Origin of the sequence: Mesorhizobium sp. M0514, from assembly GCF_040321145.1 — a bacterium.
GTDB lineage: Bacteria > Pseudomonadota > Alphaproteobacteria > Rhizobiales > Rhizobiaceae > Mesorhizobium.
In genome coordinates this window covers 69,928-92,248 of sequence record NZ_JAMYQZ010000012.1, presented here as the reverse complement: position 1 = coordinate 92,248, position 22,321 = coordinate 69,928, and the positions used below count along the sequence as shown (strand labels likewise).

Below are 22,321 nucleotides of genomic sequence, written 5' to 3'. Positions count from 1 at the left end.
CATGTCCTCACCCTGCAACGTACCGGTCAGTAACATGATAGCTCAATCCCGTCCCTTTGGCCAGCGCTACGCTTTCGTCGTGGTTGGCGTCATCTTCCTCTGCTTGTTGATCGCGGCCGGGCTTCGTTCCGCACCCTCGGTGATGATGCTGCCGTTGGATAAAAGCTTCGGCTGGGGGCGCGATACGGTTTCGATTGCCGCCGCGATCGGCATCTTCCTTTACGGCCTGACCGGGCCGTTTGCCGCCGCATTGATGGAGCGTATCGGCTTGCGCCGCACGCTGCTTGCCTCGCTTGTGATCATGTCGGGCTCGACCGCGCTCAGCCTGCTGATGACCGAGCCATGGCATCTGTTCCTCACCTGGGGCGTGTTTTCAGGTATCGGCTCCGGCGCGGTCGCCACCGTGCTCGGCGCCACCATCGTCAACCGCTGGTTCAAGACCAATCGCGGCTTGGTGATGGGGCTGATGTCGGCCTCCAGCGCCACCGGCCTCTTGGTGTTCCTGCCGCTGCTGGCATCGCTCGCCCAGTCGGGCGGCTGGCAGCCCGTCGCTACCGCCGTCTCGATCGCCACCGCCTGTCTTCTGCCGCTGGTCTGGCTGTTGGTTCCGGAGCGTCCCGCTTCGATCGGCATGGTGCGCTATGGCGCCGGGACCGATGACGTGCCGCCGGTATCGCCGGCATCGCAAGGCAATTTCCTGGCGCATACGCTGAACACGCTGCGCCGCGCTGCCGGCACCCGCGTCTTCTGGTATCTGTTCGCCACCTTCTTCATCTGCGGCTTCACCACCAACGGGCTGGTCGGCACGCATCTGATCTCCTTCTGCGGCGATATGGGCATCCCCGAGGTGCAGGCCGCGGGCCTGTTGTCGCTGATGGGCATTTTCGACCTGATCGGCACGACTTTGTCGGGTTGGCTCACCGACCGTTTCGACCCGCGCAAGCTGCTCGGCGTCTACTACGGCATTCGCGGCCTGGCGCTGATCTATCTGCCCTATTCCGGCTTCTCGGCGACCAGCCTGATCATCTTCGCGGTGCTCTACGGTCTCGACTGGATCGCCACCGTGCCGCCGACGCTCAGGCTCGCCAACGAGGCCTTCGGTGACCGCAGCGGCCCGATCGTGTTCGGCTGGATCGTAGCCGGCCACCAAGTCGGCGCCGCCACCGCCGCCGCCTTCGGCGGCACCATGCGCGAATTGCAGGGCAATTACGAACTGGCATTCCTGATCGCCGGCATGACGGCGATCGTGGCTGCGTGTCTGTCGCTGCTGATCAATACGAGCAGGCCGGCTTTCGATCCGGAGCCGCAAGCGGCGTAAGGCGCGGTACTAATCTCCCCCTGGTGACGCTCGATCGGTGCGGTCGGCGTAAGCCTTTGGGTCGGTGCGAAGGATCGCTATGCCTGGAATGGGCAACCGTCAGTCCGGGTAGCAAACCGTCGGAATCTTCGGCCACACCGCGCTGTCGCAGCCTGCAACCTGCTGCCTCTGCTTGAAAGAGGCGCTGACCGGGCCGGTGACCACGGGGTCGACGCCATCAGGGGCGTCGGCAAACACCTGCTCGGCCGTCCGGTCGGACGACGAAGCCGGATTGGCTTCCTTCACCGTGGCGGCCGATTGAGCGGCATTGGCCGCCAGCACGGCAGCGAATGCGACCGAAGTGATGAGGGGCCAAAATCGGTTAAGTTTGTCGGTCATGAATTTCGAACTACCCGGGCCCAGAAAGGTTCCCGCCTTGGTTAACAAAACCATCTCACACCGAGATGCTTAAGATTTGATGAGTATTTGGTGGTGCGCCTCCTCTTTCGCAATTGCGAAAAACCCTGTATGAGCCGCGCAACCGAAAGAGGCGGCGCCTTTTGGCCTGCTGCCTGCAACGCTCCCGAGACCACAAAATGAAAATTCGTAATATCGCGATCATCGCGCACGTCGACCATGGAAAAACCACCCTCGTCGACCAATTGCTGCGGCAATCCGGTTCCTTCCGCGACAATCAGCGCGTCGCCGAGCGCGCCATGGATTCCAACGACCTCGAAAAGGAACGCGGCATCACCATCCTGGCCAAGGCGACCTCGGTCGACTGGAAGGACACCCGCATCAACATCGTCGACACACCCGGCCACGCCGATTTCGGCGGTGAGGTCGAGCGCATCCTGTCGATGGTGGATTCGGCGATCGTGCTGGTCGACGCCGCCGAAGGCCCGATGCCGCAGACCAAGTTCGTCGTCGGCAAGGCGCTCAAGGTCGGCCTGAAGCCGATCGTCGTCATCAACAAGATCGACCGTCCGGACGCCCGCCACGTCGAAGTGGTCAACGAGGTGTTCGACCTGTTTGCAGCGCTTGACGCCACCGACGAGCAGCTCGACTTCCCGATCCTCTACGGTTCTGGCCGCGATGGCTGGGTCTCGGAAAATCCGGAAGGCCCGAAGGACCAGGGCCTGGCGCCGCTGTTCGACCTCGTCATCAAGCATGTGCCGGAGCCGACCGTTCATCCCGGCCCGTTCCGCATGATCGGCACCATCCTGGAGGCCAATCCCTTCCTCGGCCGCATCATTACCGGCCGTATCGAGAGCGGCACGCTGAAGTCCAACCAGGCGGTCAAGGTGCTGCACCATGACGGCACCCAGATCGAAACCGGGCGTATTTCGAAGATCCTCGCCTTCCGTGGCCTCGAGCGCCAGCCGATCGAAGAGGCGCAGGCGGGTGACATCGTCGCCATTGCCGGCCTATCCAAAGGCACCGTCGCCGACACGTTCTGCGACCTGGCGGTGACCGAGGCGTTGCATGCGCAACCGATCGATCCGCCAACGGTGACCATGTCTTTCCTGGTCAACGATAGCCCGCTGGCCGGCACTGAAGGCGACAAGGTGACCAGCCGCGTCATCCGCGACCGCCTGCTGCGCGAAGCCGAAGGCAATGTCGCGCTCAAGATCGAGGAATCGCCTGACAAGGATTCGTTCTTCGTTTCCGGCCGTGGCGAATTGCAGCTGGCCGTGCTGATCGAGACGATGCGCCGCGAAGGCTTTGAAATCGCCGTGTCGCGTCCGCGCGTCGTCATGCAGAAGGGCGAGAACGGTGAATTGCTGGAGCCGGTCGAGGAAGTCGTCATCGACGTCGACGAGGAGCATGCCGGCATCGTCGTGCAGAAGATGTCGGAGCGCAAGGCCGAGATGGTCGAGCTGCGGCCTTCGGGCGGCAACCGTCAGCGCATCGTCTTCCACGCGCCGACGCGCGGCCTGATCGGCTACCAGTCGGAACTGTTGACCGACACGCGCGGCACCGCCGTGATGAACCGGCTGTTCCACGCCTACCAGCCCTACAAGGGCGAACTGCCGGGCCGCACCAACGGCGTGTTGATCTCCAACGAACAGGGCGAGGCGGTGGCCTACGCCATGTGGAACCTCGAAGACCGCGGCCCGATGGTCATCGACCCGGGCGTCAAGGTCTATCAGGGCATGATCATCGGCATCCATAGCCGTGACAACGACCTCGAAGTGAACGTGCTGAAGGGCAAGAAGCTGACCAACATCCGCGCCGCCGGCAAGGATGAGGCGGTCAAGCTGACGCCGCCGATCCGCATGACGCTGGAGCGCGCGCTGGCCTGGATCCAGGACGACGAGCTGGTCGAGGTGACGCCTAAGACCATCCGCCTGCGCAAGCTCTATCTCGACCCGAACGAGCGCAAGCGCTTCGAGAAGTCGGCCAAGGTTGTGGGCGCGGCGTAATCGTCTGATTGTCTAGATTCAAGAGGGGCGAAGCACCGGTGCTTCGCCCCTCTTGTCATTCACCCACGGCAGCCGAAATGATGGCTTCACGATCCGGCTCGTCGGCCAGGTCAATGCGAATCGCCGTGCCGTCGCGGGCCGGCTTGTGCAAAGCCCTGGCGCCTTCGGGAACGACAACCAGCAATCGTTTCTCCTCCAGCGCCTGAAGCCTTGATCGCGAGATGCCGAGTTCGCCGGCGAGCAGACGGTCTAGCCGCAGCGATGTCGGCATTTCCAGCCCAAGCCTGATTTCAAGCGCAGTTGCGCCGCCGCCTGTGTCATCGTGCCTTCGCTTTTGAACGGCGACATCGGGAAACTCCTCGACGCGGCCGACCCGGTTTCGCAACGCCACGACATCGAAGGCATGGCGGCGGGCGAGGGCCGGATCGTTGCTTTCGAGCGCTGCCAGCAGCGCGGGTTCGATGTCGCGGCGGTTGCAGCGTTCGAAAATGCCGCAATTCCACGAATTGTCGCAGTCGATGCAGCGATAGATCAGCCAGACATCAATGCGTTTGCCATTGGCGTTGACGCGGAATTTGCCGCTGCAGCGATAGGCTTTCACGGCGCCGCAGCGGTTGCAGTGGACCAGGGGTCGAGGTGCGATTTCGGGCGCGATTGCCCAGTGGATAGCGAGATGTTGGGACAAGCCGGAAGACCTTCCAGGGTGGAAGTTCTTCAGGTCGGCAATGGCGAGATGCCCATGCGGGCACGGCGTGGCGAGAGCTAGCTATGTCGGAAATCAGCTGTCACGGGCGGCAAAGCGCGCGACAACGGTTCAGCAGTGCCAAACCGGTCTCGAACCGCCGCCTGAGGAACACGTGAAATGGAGCAGGCACCGCTTAATGCGGCGCCCTGCCAAGTGTGATCAGGGGAGTTGGCGAGACCGGCGGTTACTGAGGCAAAATGAAGCTCGAAATGAATGTCGGGACGGTTCTTCTAGCGGCAAGATGCCGAGCGGGCAAGGTTCATGGCGGTGTCTCGCCCTGCTCAGGCGAAGGCGATCTGTACCTTCATCGATTTGTTGCGGTCGCCGGCGATCTCGAAAGCCGCAACCGCCTCGTCCATTGGATAGATGCCGGTCAGCAGCGGCTTGACGTCGACGCGACGGTTGTTGATCAGATCGACGGCCAGCGCGAACTCGTCGTGGAAACGGAAGGAGCCGCGCATCTCGATTTCCTTGGCGACGATGAGATTCTGAGGCAGCGACATGTCGCCGCCAAGGCCAAGTTGCACGAGCACCCCGCGCGGCTTCAGCACATCGAGCCCGGCTCGCACCGCGCGCTCATTGCCTGAACACTCGAACATGACGTCGAAACTGCCCTTCTCGACATTGTAGCCAGCGAGCTTGTCGGCATCTGTGGCGACATTGATGGTGCGGTCGGCGCCGATCTCGTTGGCCTTGGCCAGAACCGCGTCCATGACATCGGTTACGACGATCTCACGCGCGCCGTGGACACGTGCGGCAAGGATGCTGAGCGCACCGATCGGCCCGCAGCCTGTGACCAAGACCCGCTTGCCGAGCAGCGAGCCGGCGCGGTTGACGGCATGCAGCGTTACCGCGAGCGGCTCGGCAAAGGCGGCTTCGTTGATGGAGACATGGTCGGCGATCTTGTGGCACTGCCAGGCCTCGGCGACGAGGCGCTGGCGGAAGGCGCCCTGTATATGTGGCATCGGCATGGCGCTGCCGTAGAATCGCATGTTGAGGCATTGGTTCTGCACGCCCTGCAGGCAGTACCGGCACGCATTGCAGGGCCGGCTGGGCGAAATAGCGACGCGGTCGCCGACCACGAGGCTGGAGACGCCGGCGCCAAGCGCCTTCACCGTGCCGGCGACCTCATGTCCGAGGATCATCGGCTCGCGCAGGCGCACCACGCCGAAGCCGCCATGATTGTAATAGTGCAGGTCCGAGCCGCAGATGCCGCCGGCCTCGACCGATATTTCGACCTGTCCGGCGCCAGGCGCGCCCGAATCGGTCTCTTCGATGCGCAGGTCTTTTGCGGCGTGGATGACGATTGATTTCACGGCCGCGATCCTTTCTCAAACCGCTGGCACGGGCAAGTCCGATCTCCGAAATGTGTCGCGTTCGTTGGCCCATCAGGCAGAGGGGTGCCAAATTGACGCCGATCGGATATTCTTCGCCATCCAACGCTCGAAGGCTCCGTCATGCACCTCACCTCGCTCCTGATCTTCGCCGCCGCTTTGTTCGTCGCCGCCGGTTCGCCCGGACCGTCGATCGCAGCCCTTGTTGCCCGCGTCATCTCGAAGGGCTTTCGTGACGTGTTTCCGTTCCTGCTTGCCATGTGGATCGGCGAGGCCATCTGGCTGTCGCTGGCGGTGTTCGGGCTGGCGGTCGTGGCGCAGACCTTCCATTTCGCCTTCGTCGTCGTGAAATGGATCGGCGTCGCTTACCTCGCCTACCTCGCCTTCAGGATGTGGACCGCACCTGTCGACGCAAAAGAAGGCGAGATGCCGCGCGAGGATTCGCCGGCAAAACTGTTCTTTGCCGGCATGGCGGTGACGCTCGGCAACCCCAAGATCATGATGTTCTATCTGGCGCTGCTGCCGACGATCATCGACCTCGCTTCGGTGAGTGTCATCGGCTGGGTCGAACTGACGGCGACGATGGCGGTGGTTCTGATCGCCATCGATCTCGCCTGGGTCGTCGCGGCCTCACAGGCGCGCAAGCTGCTGAAAAGCAGGCGCGCCATGAAGATCGCCAACCGAATCAGCGCCACGACGATGGCCGGCGCTGCCGGGGCCATCGCGGCGCGTTGACCTCTCCTACGAGGAGAAGGAAACTTTCACCTCGCCATGGCGTGGTATTCGTCGTTCGGCTGCATGTCGATGGCCGCCGACACGCGGTTCGACATGTTGAAGAAGGCGGCGGTCGAGGCGATGTCCCAGATGTCGCGGTTGGTGAAGCCGGCGTTGCGCAGTGCTTCCCTGTCCGCCTCGACGATCTTTGCCGGCTCTTCCGTCAGCTTGACGGCGAATTCGAGCATCGCCGTCTGTTTCGGTGAAAGATTGGCAGCGCGGAAGTTCATCACCATCATCTCGCCGAGAGCCGGATCGCCGGAGAGCTGGCGCACCGCCGCGCCATGCGCGGTCAGGCAATAATAGCAGTGATTGATCGAGGAAACGACGACCGCGATCATCTCCCGTTCGAGCTTCGACAGGCCGGATTCACCCAGCATCAGATCATTGTAGGTGTCGGTAAAGGCGCGCAGCTTCTTCTCGTCGAAGGCATAGGCAAGAAGCACGTTAGGAACCAGGCCGAGCTTTTCCTCGCATTTGGCGAAATAGGCTTTTGTCGCCTCGCTCAGTTCCGCGATACCGAGGTCAAGTGCGCTGATTTTGCCGGACATGGGGTCTTCCTCCTGGTTCACCGCCGCCTGACCGTCGAATTCCTGTAATTCTTATCGAGCCGTCAAACCTTTGTCGCCAAACAGCGGTCATCTGCTACCATAGTCGTAAAAGCATGTGACGGGAGGACGACATGGCGAGCGTGAAATCCGCAGCTAAGCCGAAGAAAACAGCCACTGCCGGGGTGAAACCCGACGGGAAGCCGGCCAGGCTCGCCGACTATCTGCTGGCCCGCGCGCCGGCCGAAGACATTGCCGCCTATGACGCCGCCGACCTCAAGCGCGCCGCCGATCTGGCGGGACGCGCGGTCGCCGCCCACAAGAAGGGTCAAAGCGTCGTCGCCGTCGATGCCGAGTCGGGCGTCTCCCGCGAGGGCCGCCCGATGACGATCATCACCGTCGTCAACGACAACATGCCGTTCCTGTTCGATTCGATCCTCGGCGAGATCACAGAAACTGCCGGCGAACCGACTTTGGTCACCCATCCGGTCATCGTCGTGCGCCACGGCAAGGCCGGCGTCGACGAGATCCTCGGCGACGGCAGCGCCCTCAAGGACGATGGCAATCACGACCGCCTGAGCGTTGTCCATGTCCATATTCCGCGCCTGACGGCGGAGCAGGCCGACGCGCTGGCCGACCGCCTGCGCAAGATGCTCAACCAGGTGCGCGCCGCCGTCAGCGACTGGAAGCCGATGCTCGCCCGTCTTGACCAAGCGATTTCCGAATTCCGCTATTCCGCCGTGCCGCTCGACAAGAAGAGCGTTGCCGAGGCCATCGCCTTCCTTGAATGGCTGCGCGACGACAATTTCACTTTCCTCGGCATGCGCGAGTTCAAATATTCCGGCGGCACGGAGAGCGGCAATCTGGAGCGCGCCGACAAGCCCGGTCTCGGCATCCTCGCCGACCCGGATGTGCTGGTGCTCCGGCGCGGCACCGAGGCGGTGACGACGACGCCCGAAATCCGCGCCTTCCTGCATGGGCCGGAGCCGCTGATCGTCACCAAGGCCAACGCCAAGTCGCTGGTGCACCGGCGCATTTATCTCGATTATATCGGCGTCAAAACCTACACCGCCAAGGGCACGCTTGCCGGCGAGTTGCGCATGGTCGGCCTGTTCACCTCGACTGCCTACACGCGCTCGGTGATGAAAATCCCGTATCTGAGGTCAAAGGCCGAGACCATCATCGCCAAGTCCGGCTTCGACCGGCACGACCATTCCGGCAAGGCGCTGATCAACGTTCTGGAGAGCTATCCGCGCGACGAACTGTTCCAGGTGCCGGTGCCGATCCTGAAGAAGCACGCCGCGGCCATTCTCGGCCTGGTCGAGCGGCCCCGGGTACGGGCGCTGGTGCGCGCCGACCAGTTCGACCGCTTCGTCTCGATCCTCGTCTTCGTGCCGCGCGACCGCTATGACAGCGTCGTGCGCGAGAAGATCGGCACCTATCTCAAGACCGTCTTCGAGGGCCGTTTGTCGGCTTACTATCCGGCTTTCCCCGAGGGCGGGCTGGCGCGTGTGCATTTCATCATCGGCCGCTCCGGCGGCAAGACGCCGAAGGTCGAGCAGGCGGTGATCGAAGCGGCGATCCGCGACATCGTGCGAACCTGGGACGACGCGCTGGCCGAAGCCGCGGAAGCCGTCGGCGGCGATCCATCGCTGAAGGCGATCGCCGCGCGTCTGCCTGAGAGCTATCGCGATTCCTTCAGCGCGGCCGTCGCGCTGAAGGATGCGGGCCGCATCGCCGGCATCAGCACCGCCAACCCGATCGCCATCGACTATTACCGCCATGCCGAGCAGAAACCGCATCAGGCAGCGCTGAAGATCTACCACCACGGCAGCCCGGTAGCGCTGTCGCGTCGCGTGCCGGTGCTGGAAAACATCGGCTTCCGCGTCATCAGCGAGCGCACCTTCGAGGTTGGCGAGGACGGCGGCGACACCGTCTTCGTCCACGACATGGAACTGGAGAACAGCTACGGCAAGCCGATCGACCTCAGCGATGGCGGCGCGCTGTTCGAGGACGCGTTCCTGTCGGTCTGGCGCGGCGACATCGACAATGACAGCTATAACGGGCTTGCCCAGACCGCCGGCCTGTGGTCGGGCGAAGTCAGCATTCTGCGCGCCTATGGCCGCTACCTGCAGCAAGCCGGTATCCCGCAGAGCCAGGATTTCATCGCGGCCGCGCTCAACCGCTATCCCGACATTGCGCGCGGCCTGCATGCGCTGTTCGACGCTCGTCTCGGCCCGACCGCCGAGACGGAAGGCGCGATCGCCGCCAAGCACCTCAAGGCCAAGATCAAGGACGCGCTGGAGGAAGTCCCTAACATTGATGACGACACGATCATCCGCCGCTATCTCAACCTGATCGAAGCCTCGTTGCGCACCAACCATTTCGTTGCGGGAACGAAGGCGCGGGGCCAGTCGCTGGCGATCAAGCTGGACTCGCAGGCGGTCGAAGGATTGCCAGCGCCGCGGCCGTGGCGCGAGATCTTCGTCTATGGTTCCGAGGTCGAAGGCGTGCATCTGCGCTTCGGCCCGGTTGCGCGCGGCGGCCTGCGCTGGTCGGACCGCGCCCAGGATTACCGCACCGAGGTGCTCGGCCTGGTCAAGGCGCAGCAGGTCAAGAACGCCGTCATCGTGCCGGTCGGCGCCAAGGGCGGCTTCTATCCGAAGAAGCTGCCGATGAGCGCCGGCCGCGACGCCATCTTCGAGGCCGGCACCTCGGCCTACAAGAATTTCGTTTCCAGCCTGCTGTCGATCACCGACAATATCGGCCTCGATGGCGTCATACCCCCAGCCGGCGTCGTCAGGCGCGATCCTGACGACCCCTACTTTGTCGTCGCCGCCGACAAGGGCACGGCAACCTTCTCCGACACCGCCAATGCCATTTCGGAGAAACACGGTTTCTGGCTCGACGATGCCTTCGCCAGCGGCGGCTCGGCCGGGTACGACCACAAGAAGATGGGCATCACCGCCAAGGGCGCCTGGGAAGCGGTCAAGCGGCATTTCCGCGAGATCAACCGCGACATCCAGGCCACCCCCTTCACCGTCGTCGGCGTCGGCGACATGTCGGGCGACGTGTTCGGCAACGGCATGCTCTTGTCGCCGCAGACCAGGCTGATCGCCGCCTTCGACCATCGCGACATCTTCATCGATCCCGATCCAGACAGAGTGGCGTCGATGGCCGAGCGCGAGCGCATGTTCGCGCTGCCGCGTTCGTCCTGGCAGGACTACGACAAGACCAAACTGTCGGAAGGCGGCGTCATCGTCTCGCGCAGCCAGAAGTCGATCACGCTGCCTGCGGCAGCGGCGGCGGCGATTGGCCTCGCCAAGACCACCGCGACCCCGGCCGAGATCATGACCGCCATCCTCAAGGCGAACGTCGACCTTCTGTGGTTCGGCGGCATCGGCACGTATTTACGGGCCTCGATCGAAACCAATGCCGAAGTCGGCGACCGCGCCAATGACGCCATCCGCATCACCGCGCTCGATGTCCGGGCCAAAGTGATCGGCGAGGGCGCCAATCTCGGCGTCACGCAGCGCGCCCGCATCGAGTTCGGTCTCGCCGGCGGCCGCTGCAATTCCGACGCCATCGACAATTCTGGCGGCGTCAACTGCTCCGACGTCGAGGTCAACATCAAGATCGCGCTGGCGTCCGCCATGCGCAAGGGATCGCTGACCCGGCCGGCGCGCAACAAGCTGCTGGCCGAGATGACCGACGAGGTCGCCGGCCTCGTGCTGTCCAACAATTACGAACAGACGCTCGCGCTCTCCATCGCCCGCAAGCGCGGCCTTGCCGACATCGCGCACCAGAGCCGGTTCATGGCGGCGCTGGAGGCTCGGGGCCTGCTCGACCGCGCTGTCGAGACGCTGCCGTCGCCGGCCGCCCTTGCCGAGCGCGAGGCGCGTGGCGAGCCGCTGACTCGGGCGGAGCTTGGCGTGCTGCTCGCCTATGCCAAGATCGTGCTGTTTTCCGACATCGTCGCCAGCGACGTGCCTGACGACGCGCATTTCGACCGCGACCTGATGGGCTATTTCCCTGACCGGATGGCGAAGAAATATGCGGCCGAGATCCATGGCCACCGGCTGCGCCGCGAAATCATCGCCCGCGTCGTCGCCAACGATCTCGTCAATCGCGGCGGACCGTCCTTCGTCAACCGGCTGCAGGAAGCCACGGGGCGCAGCGCGGCCGACGTGGTGCGCACCTTCGCCGTGGTGCGCGACGGCTTCGCGTTGCCGGCGCTCTATCGGGAGATCGATGCGCTGGACAGCCACATCGACGGCCAGGCACAGCTCGATCTCTACCAGTCCGTCAGCCGGCTTATCTTCGTGACCAGCGGCTGGTATCTGAAGAACGATGCCGGCACCGCAGCGCTCGGCCAGCGCATTGCCGAACTGCAAGAGGCGCGCATGGCGCTGGAGCCGAAGCTGCTCTCGCTGCTGCCGGCCTTCTCGCGCGAGCGGGTCGAAGAGCGGCGGCACGGCCTCTTCAAAGCCGGCGCCCCGGAAAAGCTCGCCGGGCAGCTGGCAATGGCCGATGTGGCGGGACTGATCCCGGACATCGCACTGACGGCGCGCACGGCCAATGCCGACGTCGTCGCCTCGGCCAAGGCGTTCTTCGCCGTCAGCGATGCCTTCCGCATTCCGCGCGTCGAAGAGGCGGCGCGTTCGATCACGCCGTCGGACTATTACGACCAGCTGGCGCTGTCGCGCGCCACCGACACGATCGGCGCGGCGCGGCGCGGCATCGCGGTGGCGGCTCTCGCCGGCCATGCCGGGACGGCGGATCCTGTGGCGGCCTGGCTGGAAGCCGGAGGCGAGCGCGTGGCGCGCATCCGCGAGCGGCTGCAGGCGCTGACCGAAGGCGGGGATATCACCGTGTCCAGGCTGTCGGTGGCTTCGGGGCTGATGAGCGATCTGACGGGGATGTGAACATCTCCGAAACGCCGGCGCCGCCCTCATTGCCCTGCCTGGCATTTCTCTCCGTATAGTGACGAGGAGAAAGGGCGGGCCGTAGCCTTGGCGCCCTTGTTGCAACGCTGGCGACTAGCGAAATCATCGATGAGAGCAACCCTCTCCCCGTCACTATTCGGGGAGAGGATGCTGGCAGGCAGGTGAGGGGCAGCGCGAATCTTTGGCGGTTTGCATGAGCATTCGAAACATGCAGACATGGCATCCGACAAGCGCGGTGTCCCGGGGGAATCATCATGGCGGCGGTAGAAACAGTGCAGCGGGCATCCGGGCACGGCATCTGGGGATGGATGTTCTTCGACTGGGCGGCGCAGCCGTTTTTCACCGTCGTCACCACCTTCATCTTCGGGCCTTATTTCGTCTCGCGCATGGCGAGCGATCCGGTCTCAGGCCAGGCGGCCTGGGGCTACGGCATCGCTGTTGCGGGCCTGGTCATTGCCGTGCTGTCTCCCATCCTCGGCTCGATTGCCGACCAGACCGGGCCGCGCAAGCCGTGGATTGCGTTCTTCGCCTCGATCAAGATCATCAGCCTTTGCCTGCTATGGTTCGCCGCTCCCGGCTCGAACCTTTTCCTGGTGGTGCTGTTCTTTTCTCTCGCTTCGGTCGCGGCGGAATTCTCGACCGTGTTCAACGATTCGATGATGCCGCGCCTGGTGCCGAAGAGCGAGATCGGCCACGTCTCCAACATTGCCTGGGGACTTGGTTATCTCGGCGGCATGATCGCGCTGATCTTTGTTGTCGCCTGTCTTGCGGGTTCGCCGGAGACCGGCAAGACGATCATCGGCATCGACCCGCTCTTTGGGCTCGACCCGAAACTCGGCGAGGACGCGCGCGCCACCGGGCCGCTGTCGGCCGGCTGGTATTTCCTGTTCATCCTGCCGATGTTCTTCTTTACGCCGGACGCCATCAAGGGGATTCCGATCGGGCCCGCGGTGCGCGAGGGGCTGTCGGAACTGAAGTCGACGCTGACTGAAGTGCGCCGGCGCAAAGGCATCTTCCGCTTCCTTGTCGCCCGCATGATTTATCAGGACGGCGTCAATGCGCTGCTCGCTTTGGGCGGCACCTTTGCGGCAGCGATGTTCCACTGGTCGATCACTGAGATCGGCATGTTCGGCATTATCCTCAACGTCGTCGCCATCGTCGGCTGCCTGGTTGCCGCATGGCTGGACACCGCGCTTGGCTCCAAGACCATCGTGATGATTTCGCTCGTCCTGCTCAGCATCGCCACCATCGGCATCGTTTCGACCGGGCCAGGCTACACATTGTTCGGCGCCTGGATGATGCCGGGAGCCGATAGTGGCGGCCTGTTCGGCACGGCGGCGGAAAAGGCCTACATTTTCTATGGCCTGTTAATCGGGCTGGCGTTCGGACCGGTGCAGGCGTCGTCACGCTCCTACATGGCGCGCAGCGTGACCGCAGCCGAATCCGGCCGCTATTTCGGCATCTATGCGCTGGCCGGAAGGGCCACGAGTTTCCTGGCGCCGTTCATGGTGGCGTCGATCACGCTCGCCAGCGGCTCGGCGCGGCTCGGCATGGCGGCCATCGTGCTGTTCCTGGGCGTTGGGATCGCGATATTGATCTGGACGCCGTACCCGGCGGATCAGCCGGTGGAATAGCGCCGCACTTTTCCTTCTCCCCTTGTGGGAAAAGGCAGAGGCGCTCAATGCCTGAAATGCCTCACGCCGGTAAACACCATAGCAATGCCATGCGCGTCGGCAGCGGCGATAACGTCGTCGTCGCGCATCGAGCCGCCGGGCTGGATCACCGCCGTGGCGCCGGCTTCGATGGCTGAGATCAGCCCGTCGGCGAAAGGGAAGAAAGCGTCGGAGGCGACCACCGAGCCCTTGGTCAACGGCTCCGCGAGGCCAGCTGCTTCCGCCGCGTCGAAGGCCTTGCGGGCGGCGATGCGCGAGGAATCGACGCGGCTCATCTGGCCGGCGCCGATGCCGACGGTAGCGCCGTCTTTTGCATAGACGATGGCGTTCGACTTGACGTGCTTGGCGATGCGGAAAGCGAATTTGAGGTCGGCCATCTCGGCCGCACTCGGTGCGCGCTTGGTCACCACCTTGAGCTCGAGATCGTCGACCACCGCGTTGTCGCGGCCCTGGACGAGCATGCCGCCGGCGACGGATTTCACAGTGATGCCGCCGGCGTGCGGATCGGGCAGACCGCCGGTGACCAGCAGTCGCAAATTCTTTTTGGCGGCGATGATGCGGACAGCGTCCTCCGACGCGTTCGGCGCGATGATCACCTCGGTGAAGGTTTTTACGATCTCCTGCGCCGCTTCCGCATCGAGGATGCGGTTCATGGCGACGATACCGCCAAAGGCCGAAACCGGGTCGCAGGCCAGCGCTCTCGCATAGGCAGCAGCCAGCGAAGCGTCCTCGGCGACGCCGCACGGGTTGGCGTGCTTGATGATGGCAACGGCGGCGCAGCGGTTGGGGTCGAACTCGCCCACCAGCTCGAAGGCGGCATCGGTGTCGTTGATGTTGTTGTAGGACAGCTGCTTGCCCTGCAACTGGCGAGCCGTGGCGACCCCCGGCCGCTTGTCGCCATTGACATAGAAGCCGGCGCTCTGATGCGGGTTCTCGCCATAGCGCATGACACTTTCCAGCCTGCCCCCGAAGGCGCGCCAGGTCGGATGCTCGATCTCCAGCGTTTCGGCGAACCAGCCGGAGATCGCCGCATCGTAGCTGGCGGTGCGGGCAAAGGCCTTTGCCGCCAGCTTCTGGCGGAAATCCAGCGACAGCGAGCCGATGTTCATCTCTAGCGCGTTCAGCACCGAGGCATAATCGCCGGGATCGGTGACGATGGCGACATAGGCATGGTTCTTGGCCGAGGCGCGGATCATCGCCGGGCCGCCAATGTCGATGTTCTCGACAACAGCGGCATAGTCGGCGCCGGAGCGGCGGACCTCCTCGAACGGGTAGAGATTGGAGACGAGCAGATCGATCGGCTCGATGCCGTGATCGTGCATCGCCTTGGCGTGTTCGGGATCGTCGCGCACGCCGAGCAGTGCGCCATGCACCGACGGGTGCAGCGTCTTGACGCGGCCGTCCATGATCTCGGGAAAGCCTGTCAGTTCCGAGACGTCACGCACCGCCAGCCCCGCCTCGGCGATCGCCTTTGCCGTACCTCCGGTCGAGACCAGCTCGACGCCGGCCGCGACCAGCCCTTTGGCGAAGTCGGTCAGGCCGGTCTTGTCGAAGACGGAAAGCAGGGCGCGGCGGACCGGAAGGAGGTCGGGTGCCGGAATGTTCTTGGCGGCGACGGCCATGGGCTGGCGGCCTTTCAGGGCTGATTGGAGAGCGTTGCCGGGCCGTAGCACATGAGGTCAGGAAATCAAGCCGGAAGCTCGATCAAGCCGGCGCCGGCAACGACGCTCAGCTGTTCTCGGGATAGCCGGCGATGCCGGTGCGCGTGAGCTGCCAATGCACCTCGGCGATCTCCGAGGCCTTGAAGGCGAGCACGATCTGGCGGCTGCGGCGCGGGCCGCCAAGGCCGGCGAAATAGATCGATTCCTCGACCTCCGGCACCACTTCGGTGCAGGTGAACACCCATGTGTCGGCCTGGTCGGCGGTCAGCACCAGGCGGTCATGCTCGTCCTGCAAAAGGTTGATATCAGGGTGGATGTGGAAGCGCACCACGACGAAGTCGCGGCCATTGTTGCGGATCGCCGCACCGCCCGGGCGGAGGAAGCGATCCCTGCCGGCGAGCACATTGCCCTCGCTCGACAGTTTCAGCTCGCGCTCATGCAGGAAGCCAAAGCGCTGCATATAGCCGTCATGGCGGGCGATGAAGCCTTGCGTGCCCTTCTGGTCGATGCGCTTGCAAGGCACATGCTGCGGGCCGCCGAGCAAGGGTGAGCCGAGCAGGTCGTTGACGCGCAGCGAATGGGAAAACCGCGCCGACGAGGTGTCGTTGATGGTGGCGGTCGAATGCGCCGCGGTGGCACGGGCCAGCGGCCGGAACTCGGCAGCGCCATAGGTGTCGATGCCGGCATTGACGATATAATGCTGGCGACCGGACGAGAGTTCGAAGGCCAGGCACCCGGCATGCGCGGCGTTGGACACATCGACGGCCGGCGACGGGCCGGTATCGGCAATCACCGTCACGCCGCCCATCGACAGGCGCTCATAGCCGGAATGCGGCGCGTGCAGCAGCGGCGCGCCGGCGGTGTCGTCGTGGCGCAAGATGGTGGCTATACGGTCGTGGATGGTGGCGCCCATGCCGTTGAAGCGGGCGAGGCTGCCATCCTGATGGCGGAAGAAGCGCAGCGCCGGCAGCATGCGGTCGATGGCGCCCATCAGGGCGGCCGGTGGCGTTTCGGCCTGGTTGGCATAGGTCTGACGCAGCGGCAGGAGATCGGCGAGCAATTCGAGCACCGCCATCGGGTTGCGCGAAATATGGCCGCCATCGGGAAGGATCTGGCGGTCGAGTTCTTCCGCCAGGTTGCGGGTGGCGCCGCGCAGTGCCGAGGCCGGCGCCGGCAGCGACAGCGCGGCGAAGGCAAGCGCGATACGAGCGCGCAGCCTGTCCTTGCCGTCCGGCATCTCGCGCGCCATCGAGCGGAGATAGCGGATCTGCACGGCGAGCGATTTCAGGAAGGCGCGATAGAACGGAAATTCGGCCCCTTGTAGGACAACCGAGGAGTGTTGCAACCAGGCAATGACTCGCTTGGCGGTGGTGCCGGGCTCCCAGGCTATGCCGGAAATCTGGTTGCCATGCATGGCGATCCAGTCGGAGACAAGCGCGCGTGCATTGGCGGCGGCCAGCTCGGTGCCGGCGGCGCGCATATGGCGCAGCCAGCGAAAGCCGTGCAGCGTCTTCACCCAGCCGCGATTGGCGACATCGATCTGGAATGGCGATTTGCCGCCGGTCTCGACCAGATGTCCCGACAGCGGATAGCGGCCATAGTAGATCTCGAGCGCGATCTGCGGATCGGCGAGCCTGAGGTCGGGCGGTGCAATCAGGACGCGTTCGGGCGTGCGCCCGGAATAGCGCCAGCGATAAACTGGCCCCGCGCGAAGGCGCCGGCGCGTCTTGCGCCAAAACTCCTTAGCGACAAGCGTCCACAGACGTGTCGTGCTGCCGGCAGCCAGTGCCAAAACCCCTCCTCGTCGCCTGGAGATAGAGCATGCTGTCGCCCGAAAACCGCGTCACACTTTTCGGCATCATGTTCCGGTACCCCAGCACAAGCTTATATGATTCAAGAACTTATGCGAAGTCGAATTCCGCCGACGTGAAGCGCCTCACGCTGCCGGCCACCGACCCACCCCGAAAAAAGTCAAGCGCTTCGCGGGTTTAAGCCCGGCAATCCTGCACTCACTTGCGGTTGTGGCGAGACCGAAATTCGCTGGGCGAACAGTTTTCGCGGTCGCGAAACAGACGGGAGAAATAGAAGGCGTCGTGGATGCCGACGGCGGCCGCAATGGACTCGATGGGCGAATCGGAGGCGGCCAGCATCTGTTTGGCGCGGTCGAGCCTCGTGCGCAGTTGGAAGGCCTTGGGCGACATGCCGGCTGCCCGCGCAAATCTGCGCCGCAAGGTTGCCGGCGACATCGAGAATTTCGCGGCGAAGGCATCGAGATCGACCGGGTCGCACGCGCAGCGGCGCAATTCGTCGACGATGGGCTGCATGTCGGCGGCATCCTGGAGGCTGTGGTTTCGTTGACGGCTGTTCCAATCCATTGCCTGGCGGGCAGCACGCACGACGATGCGATGCATCGTGGCGGCGGCTTCTGCCTGGCTCAGCATCGTATCGAGCGACAGCTCACCATGCAGCCTGTCGAACAGCCGCTGCATTTTGCCGAGGTCGCGCAAGGGGACGACAGGGGCGTCCTCGGCAATCAGCCGCAGCCGGGTGAAATCGCGTATCAAGGCCCCGTCGAAGAGTGCCCAGCGTTCGAGCCAGCCCGATGCGTCCGGGCCGTAGGAATGCATCCTCCCGGGAAGCAGCCAGAACAGGGCCGGCGCTTGGATCGTCTGCATGCCGGCAGTCCTGGTTTCAAGCCAGCCTTGACCGTTCTCAATCAGCACCACGGCGAATTCCGGCAATTTGCGCGCTTGGATCGCCTGCGTGACGCGATGCCGACCAATCCCTGTAACCGACAGGCCGCCGGCCGCGGCCGGTGCGGATCTGTAGAGTGCGTAAGAGAGATCGTTCATGAGCGAAAAGTCCATGGCTTCGTTCCGTCCATGGGCGAGTGTGCGAACAGTATGGCATTTCCAGCTAAGGATGGAAAATCGCAGGTGGCTGAAATGTCAAGCTCAACAGGTGGCATGCAACGACGGAGTCCTGTTGCGTCAATCGATCTGAACGCCAACGGCAAGACATTATCGATGGCGCCGAACCGGTTGGGTCATCTCGTGCCAACCGACGCCGGGATCGGCATCGATGCCATTCGAGGCCTCCTTGCCGAGCAAGGCTATGTCTGGCTGAAAGGTATGCTGCCGCGCCGCGACGTCATGGATTTTCGCGGCTGGGTGTTTTCGTATCTGGCCGACACCGGCTTGCTGCAGCCCGGGTCCGATCCCGCGCTTGGCCTGGCGGCCGGCACGTTCGACCGTCAGCTCGCCGATCGCCGGTTGATGGCGCTGGTTCGCTCCACCGCCTATGAAGGGTTCTGCGCACAGCCCCGGATGGCCCGGCTGATGGATGCGTTCGTCGGCGGGCTGTCCTATTTGCACAAGCGCAAGATCATGCGCTTCACCCAACCGGGCACCACCGTGGCGACGCCGGCGCACTACGATCTCGTCTATCTTCGCGGCGGCACCAGCCGCATCGTCACGGCCTGGATCCCGATCGGCGACGTTCCCGTCGACATGGGCGGCCTGGTCTATCTCGAGCGATCGCACGCCATCGGCCTCGACATGGAGGCCCGGTTCGCCAGGGACAATGCCGGGCTGAGCCCGCAGGAGCGCATCAGCGCCTACAACAGGAACATGAGCGAGGGCGGCTGGGTGTCGAAGGACCTGCCCGACATGGCGGAGCGGTTCGATACACGCTGGCTGATCGCGGACTTCGAGGCCGGCGATGTCGTCCTCCACTCGCCCTATATGATCCACGCCTCGACGACCAACCAGAGTGCGGAGGGGCGTATCCGGCTCTCCACCGATATCCGCTACCAGAATGTCGATGATGAGATCGATGCAAGGTGGGGGAAGCACTGGTCCTTGGACGACATGCTTTAGGGGGCGCAGCCGTTCGGGATTAGTCGAGGCATTCGCACTTCGTCATCCCAGGGCGAAGCAGGAGCGAAGCTCCGTCGCGGAGGCCCTGGGATCCATTCCGTGACCTTGGCCGTGGGTTGCAGCGGAGCAGAATTCTGCGTCGTAGCGGCGCTCATGTGTCGCGGCATGGCATCCTCGGGTCTGCGCTGCGTCGCTACGCTCCTTGCTCCGCCCGTGGATGACGAAGTCACGAAGGGCTGCGGCTCTGCCGACAAAATCCTAGGCGACACGTCGCATGCGGGCGGCGAAGAAGCCGTCCAGGCCGGAAACCCCTGGCGAACCACGGTCAAGATCGGCGGGTGTGGTGCGCAGCGTGCCTTGCGGGGTCAGGAAGGCGTCGATGCCGGCGATTTCGCCGGGCTGCAGCGGATCGTCGGCGACGGTCTTGTTGCCGGCCAGAAAGACGCGATACAGATCCTCGCCTTCGATCGGGTCCAGCGAACAGTTGGAAAAAACAATCCGGCCGCCCGGTTTGACCAAAGTGACGGCGCGGGCGAGCAGCTTTGCTTGCAGATCGGCTAGCTTTTCGACGTCGGCTACCGTCTTGGTCCATGGCACGTCCGGGTGGCGCCGAACCGTGCCGGTGGAAGAGCAGGGCGCGTCGAGCAGGACGGCGTCGAAAAGCTCCGCCGGCTGGTATTTCAGCAGATCGGCCTGCACGATCTCGGCGGACAGCCCAAGCCGTTCGAGGTTCTGCGTGAGCCGCGCCAGCCGGTTCTTCGAGGTGTCCAAGGCGGTGACTTTGGCGCCGGCAAGGATAAGCTGAGCGGTCTTGCCGCCGGGGGCGGCGCAGAGGTCGGCGACGCGTAATCCTTTGACATCGCCGAACAGCCGCGCCGGAAAACTGGCGGCGGCGTCCTGGACCCACCATGCGCCTTCGCTGAAGCCCGGCAGTTCGGTGACGGAGGCGCTGAGCTTTTCCACTCGCACCGTGCCGGTCGGCAGCACGATGCCGCCGAACTTTTCGGCCCACAATTCGGGATCGGCCTTGACCGTGAAATCGACCGGCGCCTCAACGCGATGCGCCGCCAGGATCTGTCTGGTCATCTCGGCGCCATAGGCGGCCTTCAGCCGGTCGGAGAACCATTTTGGCGCCTCGTCGGTGGCGGCAAGAGCTGCCGGCAGTTCGGTCTCCTTGGCGCGCACCAAAGTGCGCAGCACGCCATTAACGAGGCCGGAAAAGCGCTGCGTGCGTGGGTCCGACTTGGCGTGGGTCACAGCCAAATCGACGGCGGCGCTGTCGGGGATGTCGAGGAACAGGATCTGCGCCGCCGCAACATGCAGGATGTGCGACAAAGCTGTGGCGTTGGGCGGCAGCGGCTTTTCAAGGCGGCGGGCGAGGAGCCCGGCAATGGTCATGCGGTAGCGCAGCGCGGTCACCAGTATGGCGCGCACCAGGCCGCGGTCGCGCAGGTCGAGCACCTTGTATTGCGGATGGCCGTTCTCGTGGTCCGTCAGCCCGTCGAGCGGCGTTTTGGCGTCGATAACGGCGGCCAGGAGCCGCGCCGCTGCCTTGCGCGCGGCGAGGCCGGCGACGAATTCGTCCGAGCTGTTTTCGCGATCGCCTGAATGTGCGGGCCGGGATCTGGCGCCGCTCACGACCACGGACCTTTGGGTCCGGTCGGATTGCGGCCCCACGGATTGGCTTTCGGCTTGGCCGGTTTGGTCGGCTGCGTGGGGCGTGCTGCCTTACCCCACGGACCTTGCTCGGCATCGGCCGGGAATTCTTCTGTTTGCTCTGGCGTCGGCGCCTGGCGCGGCGCCGGCTGGAGGCCTGCCATGTCGCGCGCCATCGCCTGCAGCGCGGCGATGCGGTTGTCGGTGTTCGGGTGGGTCGAAAACAGGCTGTCCATGCGCTCGCCGTGAAGAGGATTGATGATGAAGAGATGCGCGGTCGCGGGATTGCGTTCGGCATCCGGGTTGCGGATGCGTTCGGCGCCGCGGGCGATCTTGTCAAGCGCCGATGCCAGCCAAAGCGGATTTCCAACGATTTCGGCGCCGCGCCGGTCGGCCTCGTATTCGCGGGTGCGGCTGACCGCCATCTGCACGATCATGGCGGCGAAGGGCGCGACAAGCATCGCCACCAGCACGCCGACAAAGCCGAACGGGTTGTTGTTGTCGCGGCTGCCGCCGAAGAAGAAGGCGAAATTGCCGAGCATCGAGATGGCGCCGGCGAGTGTCGCGACAATGGTCATGGTCAGCGTGTCGCGATGCTGGATGTGGGCCAGCTCATGCGCCATGACTGCCGCCACCTCCTCATGCGAAAGGCGCTCCAGCAGCCCGGTCGAGGCCGCGACTGCGGCGTTCTCTGGATTGCGGCCGGTGGCGAAGGCGTTCGGCTGCGGATTGTCGATCAGATAGGTCTTGGGCATCGGCAGGCCGGCCTGCTTGGCCAGCGCCCCGACGATGGCGTGGAATTCGGGTGCGTTCCTGGCATCGACCTCGACGGCGCGGTTCATCGACAGCACCATCTTGTCGGCATTCCAGTAGCTGAACAGATTGGTGCCCGCGGCGACCAGGAAGGCGATCATCATGCCGCCGGTGCCGCCGATCAGAAAACCGACGCCCATGAACAGCGCCGTCATCGCGGCCAGGAGCATGGTGGTGCGTAGCGTGCTCATCATCTGCTCCCTGTGCGGCCGTGGCGAAAAAAGGTCGATCGGGGTGAACTCATGGCTATATGATGGGAAACGCCGCCCTTCGTTTCAATCCGCCCGGACTATCGCATGACCGACCAACCCAGCAAAGCTGATGCCGACCGGGAGAAGGACCTGACGCCGGCGGCCAGCCGGGCGCTGGCTGAAGCCGAGGCGCGCCGTGAAGCGTATCGCCAGAAGGAAGCTGCGTTGCCGAAGGAAATCGGCGGCCGCGGCGGCAAGGAACCCGGCCGCTACGGCGACTGGGAAGTGAAGGGACTGGCTAGCGATTTCTAGGGGTTCAGGAACGGAAGAACTGGGGAACTGGTGAACTGAAGAGTTGAAGAAAAAGGCGCATAGCAGT

16 protein-coding genes are annotated in these 22,321 nt (G+C 64.2%); 7 read left to right on the top strand and 9 right to left on the bottom strand.

Annotation, left to right across the window (positions count from 1 at the left end; all coding sequences use genetic code 11):
• The first annotated feature begins 34 nt into the window (after positions 1 to 34).
• Positions 35 to 1,318: an MFS transporter gene (locus tag NKI61_RS08015; RefSeq protein ID WP_027050546.1), complete on the top strand. Its 1,284-nt coding sequence runs from the start codon at positions 35 to 37 to the stop codon at positions 1,316 to 1,318.
• Between the two features lie 99 nt (positions 1,319 to 1,417).
• Here the strand turns inward: NKI61_RS08015 and NKI61_RS08010 are convergent, their stop codons facing one another.
• Complete coding sequence (locus NKI61_RS08010) at positions 1,418 to 1,750, bottom strand: hypothetical protein (RefSeq protein WP_352839130.1); 333 nt, start codon at positions 1,748 to 1,750, stop codon at positions 1,418 to 1,420.
• A gap of 143 nt (positions 1,751 to 1,893) precedes the next feature.
• Here NKI61_RS08010 and typA point away from each other — a divergent pair, with 143 nt between their 5' ends.
• Positions 1,894 to 3,723: a translational GTPase TypA gene (gene typA / locus NKI61_RS08005; RefSeq protein ID WP_023681424.1), complete on the top strand. Its 1,830-nt coding sequence runs from the start codon at positions 1,894 to 1,896 to the stop codon at positions 3,721 to 3,723.
• Positions 3,724 to 3,778: 55 nt separating this feature from the next.
• Here the strand turns inward: typA and NKI61_RS08000 are convergent, their stop codons facing one another.
• Positions 3,779 to 4,408: a DUF1062 domain-containing protein gene (locus NKI61_RS08000; protein ID WP_352839129.1), complete on the bottom strand. Its 630-nt coding sequence runs from the start codon at positions 4,406 to 4,408 to the stop codon at positions 3,779 to 3,781.
• Positions 4,409 to 4,749: 341 nt separating this feature from the next.
• Positions 4,750 to 5,784, bottom strand: coding sequence for an L-idonate 5-dehydrogenase (locus NKI61_RS07995; protein ID WP_352459945.1), 1,035 nt, complete (start codon positions 5,782 to 5,784; stop codon positions 4,750 to 4,752).
• 141 nt (positions 5,785 to 5,925) lie between these two features.
• Here NKI61_RS07995 and NKI61_RS07990 point away from each other — a divergent pair, with 141 nt between their 5' ends.
• Positions 5,926 to 6,537, top strand: coding sequence for a LysE family translocator (locus NKI61_RS07990; protein WP_352459944.1), 612 nt, complete (start codon positions 5,926 to 5,928; stop codon positions 6,535 to 6,537).
• 26 nt (positions 6,538 to 6,563) lie between these two features.
• On the opposite strand, the gene NKI61_RS07985 is transcribed toward NKI61_RS07990, so the two are convergent.
• Positions 6,564 to 7,127: a peroxidase-related enzyme gene (locus NKI61_RS07985; RefSeq protein ID WP_352839128.1), complete on the bottom strand. Its 564-nt coding sequence runs from the start codon at positions 7,125 to 7,127 to the stop codon at positions 6,564 to 6,566.
• A gap of 131 nt (positions 7,128 to 7,258) precedes the next feature.
• Here NKI61_RS07985 and NKI61_RS07980 point away from each other — a divergent pair, with 131 nt between their 5' ends.
• Positions 7,259 to 12,049: an NAD-glutamate dehydrogenase gene (locus NKI61_RS07980; RefSeq protein ID WP_352839127.1), complete on the top strand. Its 4,791-nt coding sequence runs from the start codon at positions 7,259 to 7,261 to the stop codon at positions 12,047 to 12,049.
• A 275-nt stretch (positions 12,050 to 12,324) separates the two neighbouring features.
• Positions 12,325 to 13,704, top strand: a complete 1,380-nt coding sequence (locus tag NKI61_RS07975) for an MFS transporter (RefSeq protein ID WP_023750353.1) — start codon at positions 12,325 to 12,327, stop codon at positions 13,702 to 13,704.
• 44 nt (positions 13,705 to 13,748) lie between these two features.
• Here the strand turns inward: NKI61_RS07975 and purH are convergent, their stop codons facing one another.
• The 3 genes from purH to NKI61_RS07960 all read right to left on the bottom strand — a co-directional run bounded on the left by purH (position 13,749) and on the right by NKI61_RS07960 (position 18,271).
• The gene (gene purH, locus NKI61_RS07970) at positions 13,749 to 15,365 is read right to left on the bottom strand and encodes a bifunctional phosphoribosylaminoimidazolecarboxamide formyltransferase/IMP cyclohydrolase (RefSeq protein WP_352839126.1); all 1,617 of its coding nucleotides are present in this window, start codon (positions 15,363 to 15,365) and stop codon (positions 13,749 to 13,751) included.
• A gap of 106 nt (positions 15,366 to 15,471) precedes the next feature.
• Complete coding sequence (locus NKI61_RS07965) at positions 15,472 to 17,196, bottom strand: heparinase II/III family protein (protein WP_023693200.1); 1,725 nt, start codon at positions 17,194 to 17,196, stop codon at positions 15,472 to 15,474.
• Between the two features lie 217 nt (positions 17,197 to 17,413).
• Positions 17,414 to 18,271 (bottom strand): helix-turn-helix transcriptional regulator, encoded by an 858-nt coding sequence (locus NKI61_RS07960; RefSeq protein ID WP_488473620.1) that lies wholly within the window; start codon positions 18,269 to 18,271, stop codon positions 17,414 to 17,416.
• Positions 18,272 to 18,430: 159 nt separating this feature from the next.
• Here NKI61_RS07960 and NKI61_RS07955 point away from each other — a divergent pair, with 159 nt between their 5' ends.
• Positions 18,431 to 19,282, top strand: a complete 852-nt coding sequence (locus NKI61_RS07955) for a phytanoyl-CoA dioxygenase family protein (protein WP_502898705.1) — start codon at positions 18,431 to 18,433, stop codon at positions 19,280 to 19,282.
• 258 nt (positions 19,283 to 19,540) lie between these two features.
• Here the strand turns inward: NKI61_RS07955 and NKI61_RS07950 are convergent, their stop codons facing one another.
• Together NKI61_RS07950 and htpX are read right to left on the bottom strand one after the other, a co-directional pair.
• Entirely contained in the window at positions 19,541 to 20,926 is a 1,386-nt protein-coding gene (locus NKI61_RS07950; RefSeq protein WP_352839124.1) for an RsmB/NOP family class I SAM-dependent RNA methyltransferase, read from the bottom strand.
• The gene (gene htpX / locus NKI61_RS07945; protein WP_023747330.1) at positions 20,917 to 21,942 is read right to left on the bottom strand and encodes a zinc metalloprotease HtpX; all 1,026 of its coding nucleotides are present in this window, start codon (positions 21,940 to 21,942) and stop codon (positions 20,917 to 20,919) included. Before htpX ends, NKI61_RS07950 begins: the two co-directional genes overlap by 10 nt.
• 105 nt (positions 21,943 to 22,047) lie before the next feature.
• Between htpX and NKI61_RS07940 the strand changes: the two genes are divergently transcribed.
• Complete coding sequence (locus tag NKI61_RS07940) at positions 22,048 to 22,254, top strand: DUF1674 domain-containing protein (protein WP_023688862.1); 207 nt, start codon at positions 22,048 to 22,050, stop codon at positions 22,252 to 22,254.
• Positions 22,255 to 22,321 lie beyond the last annotated feature (67 nt).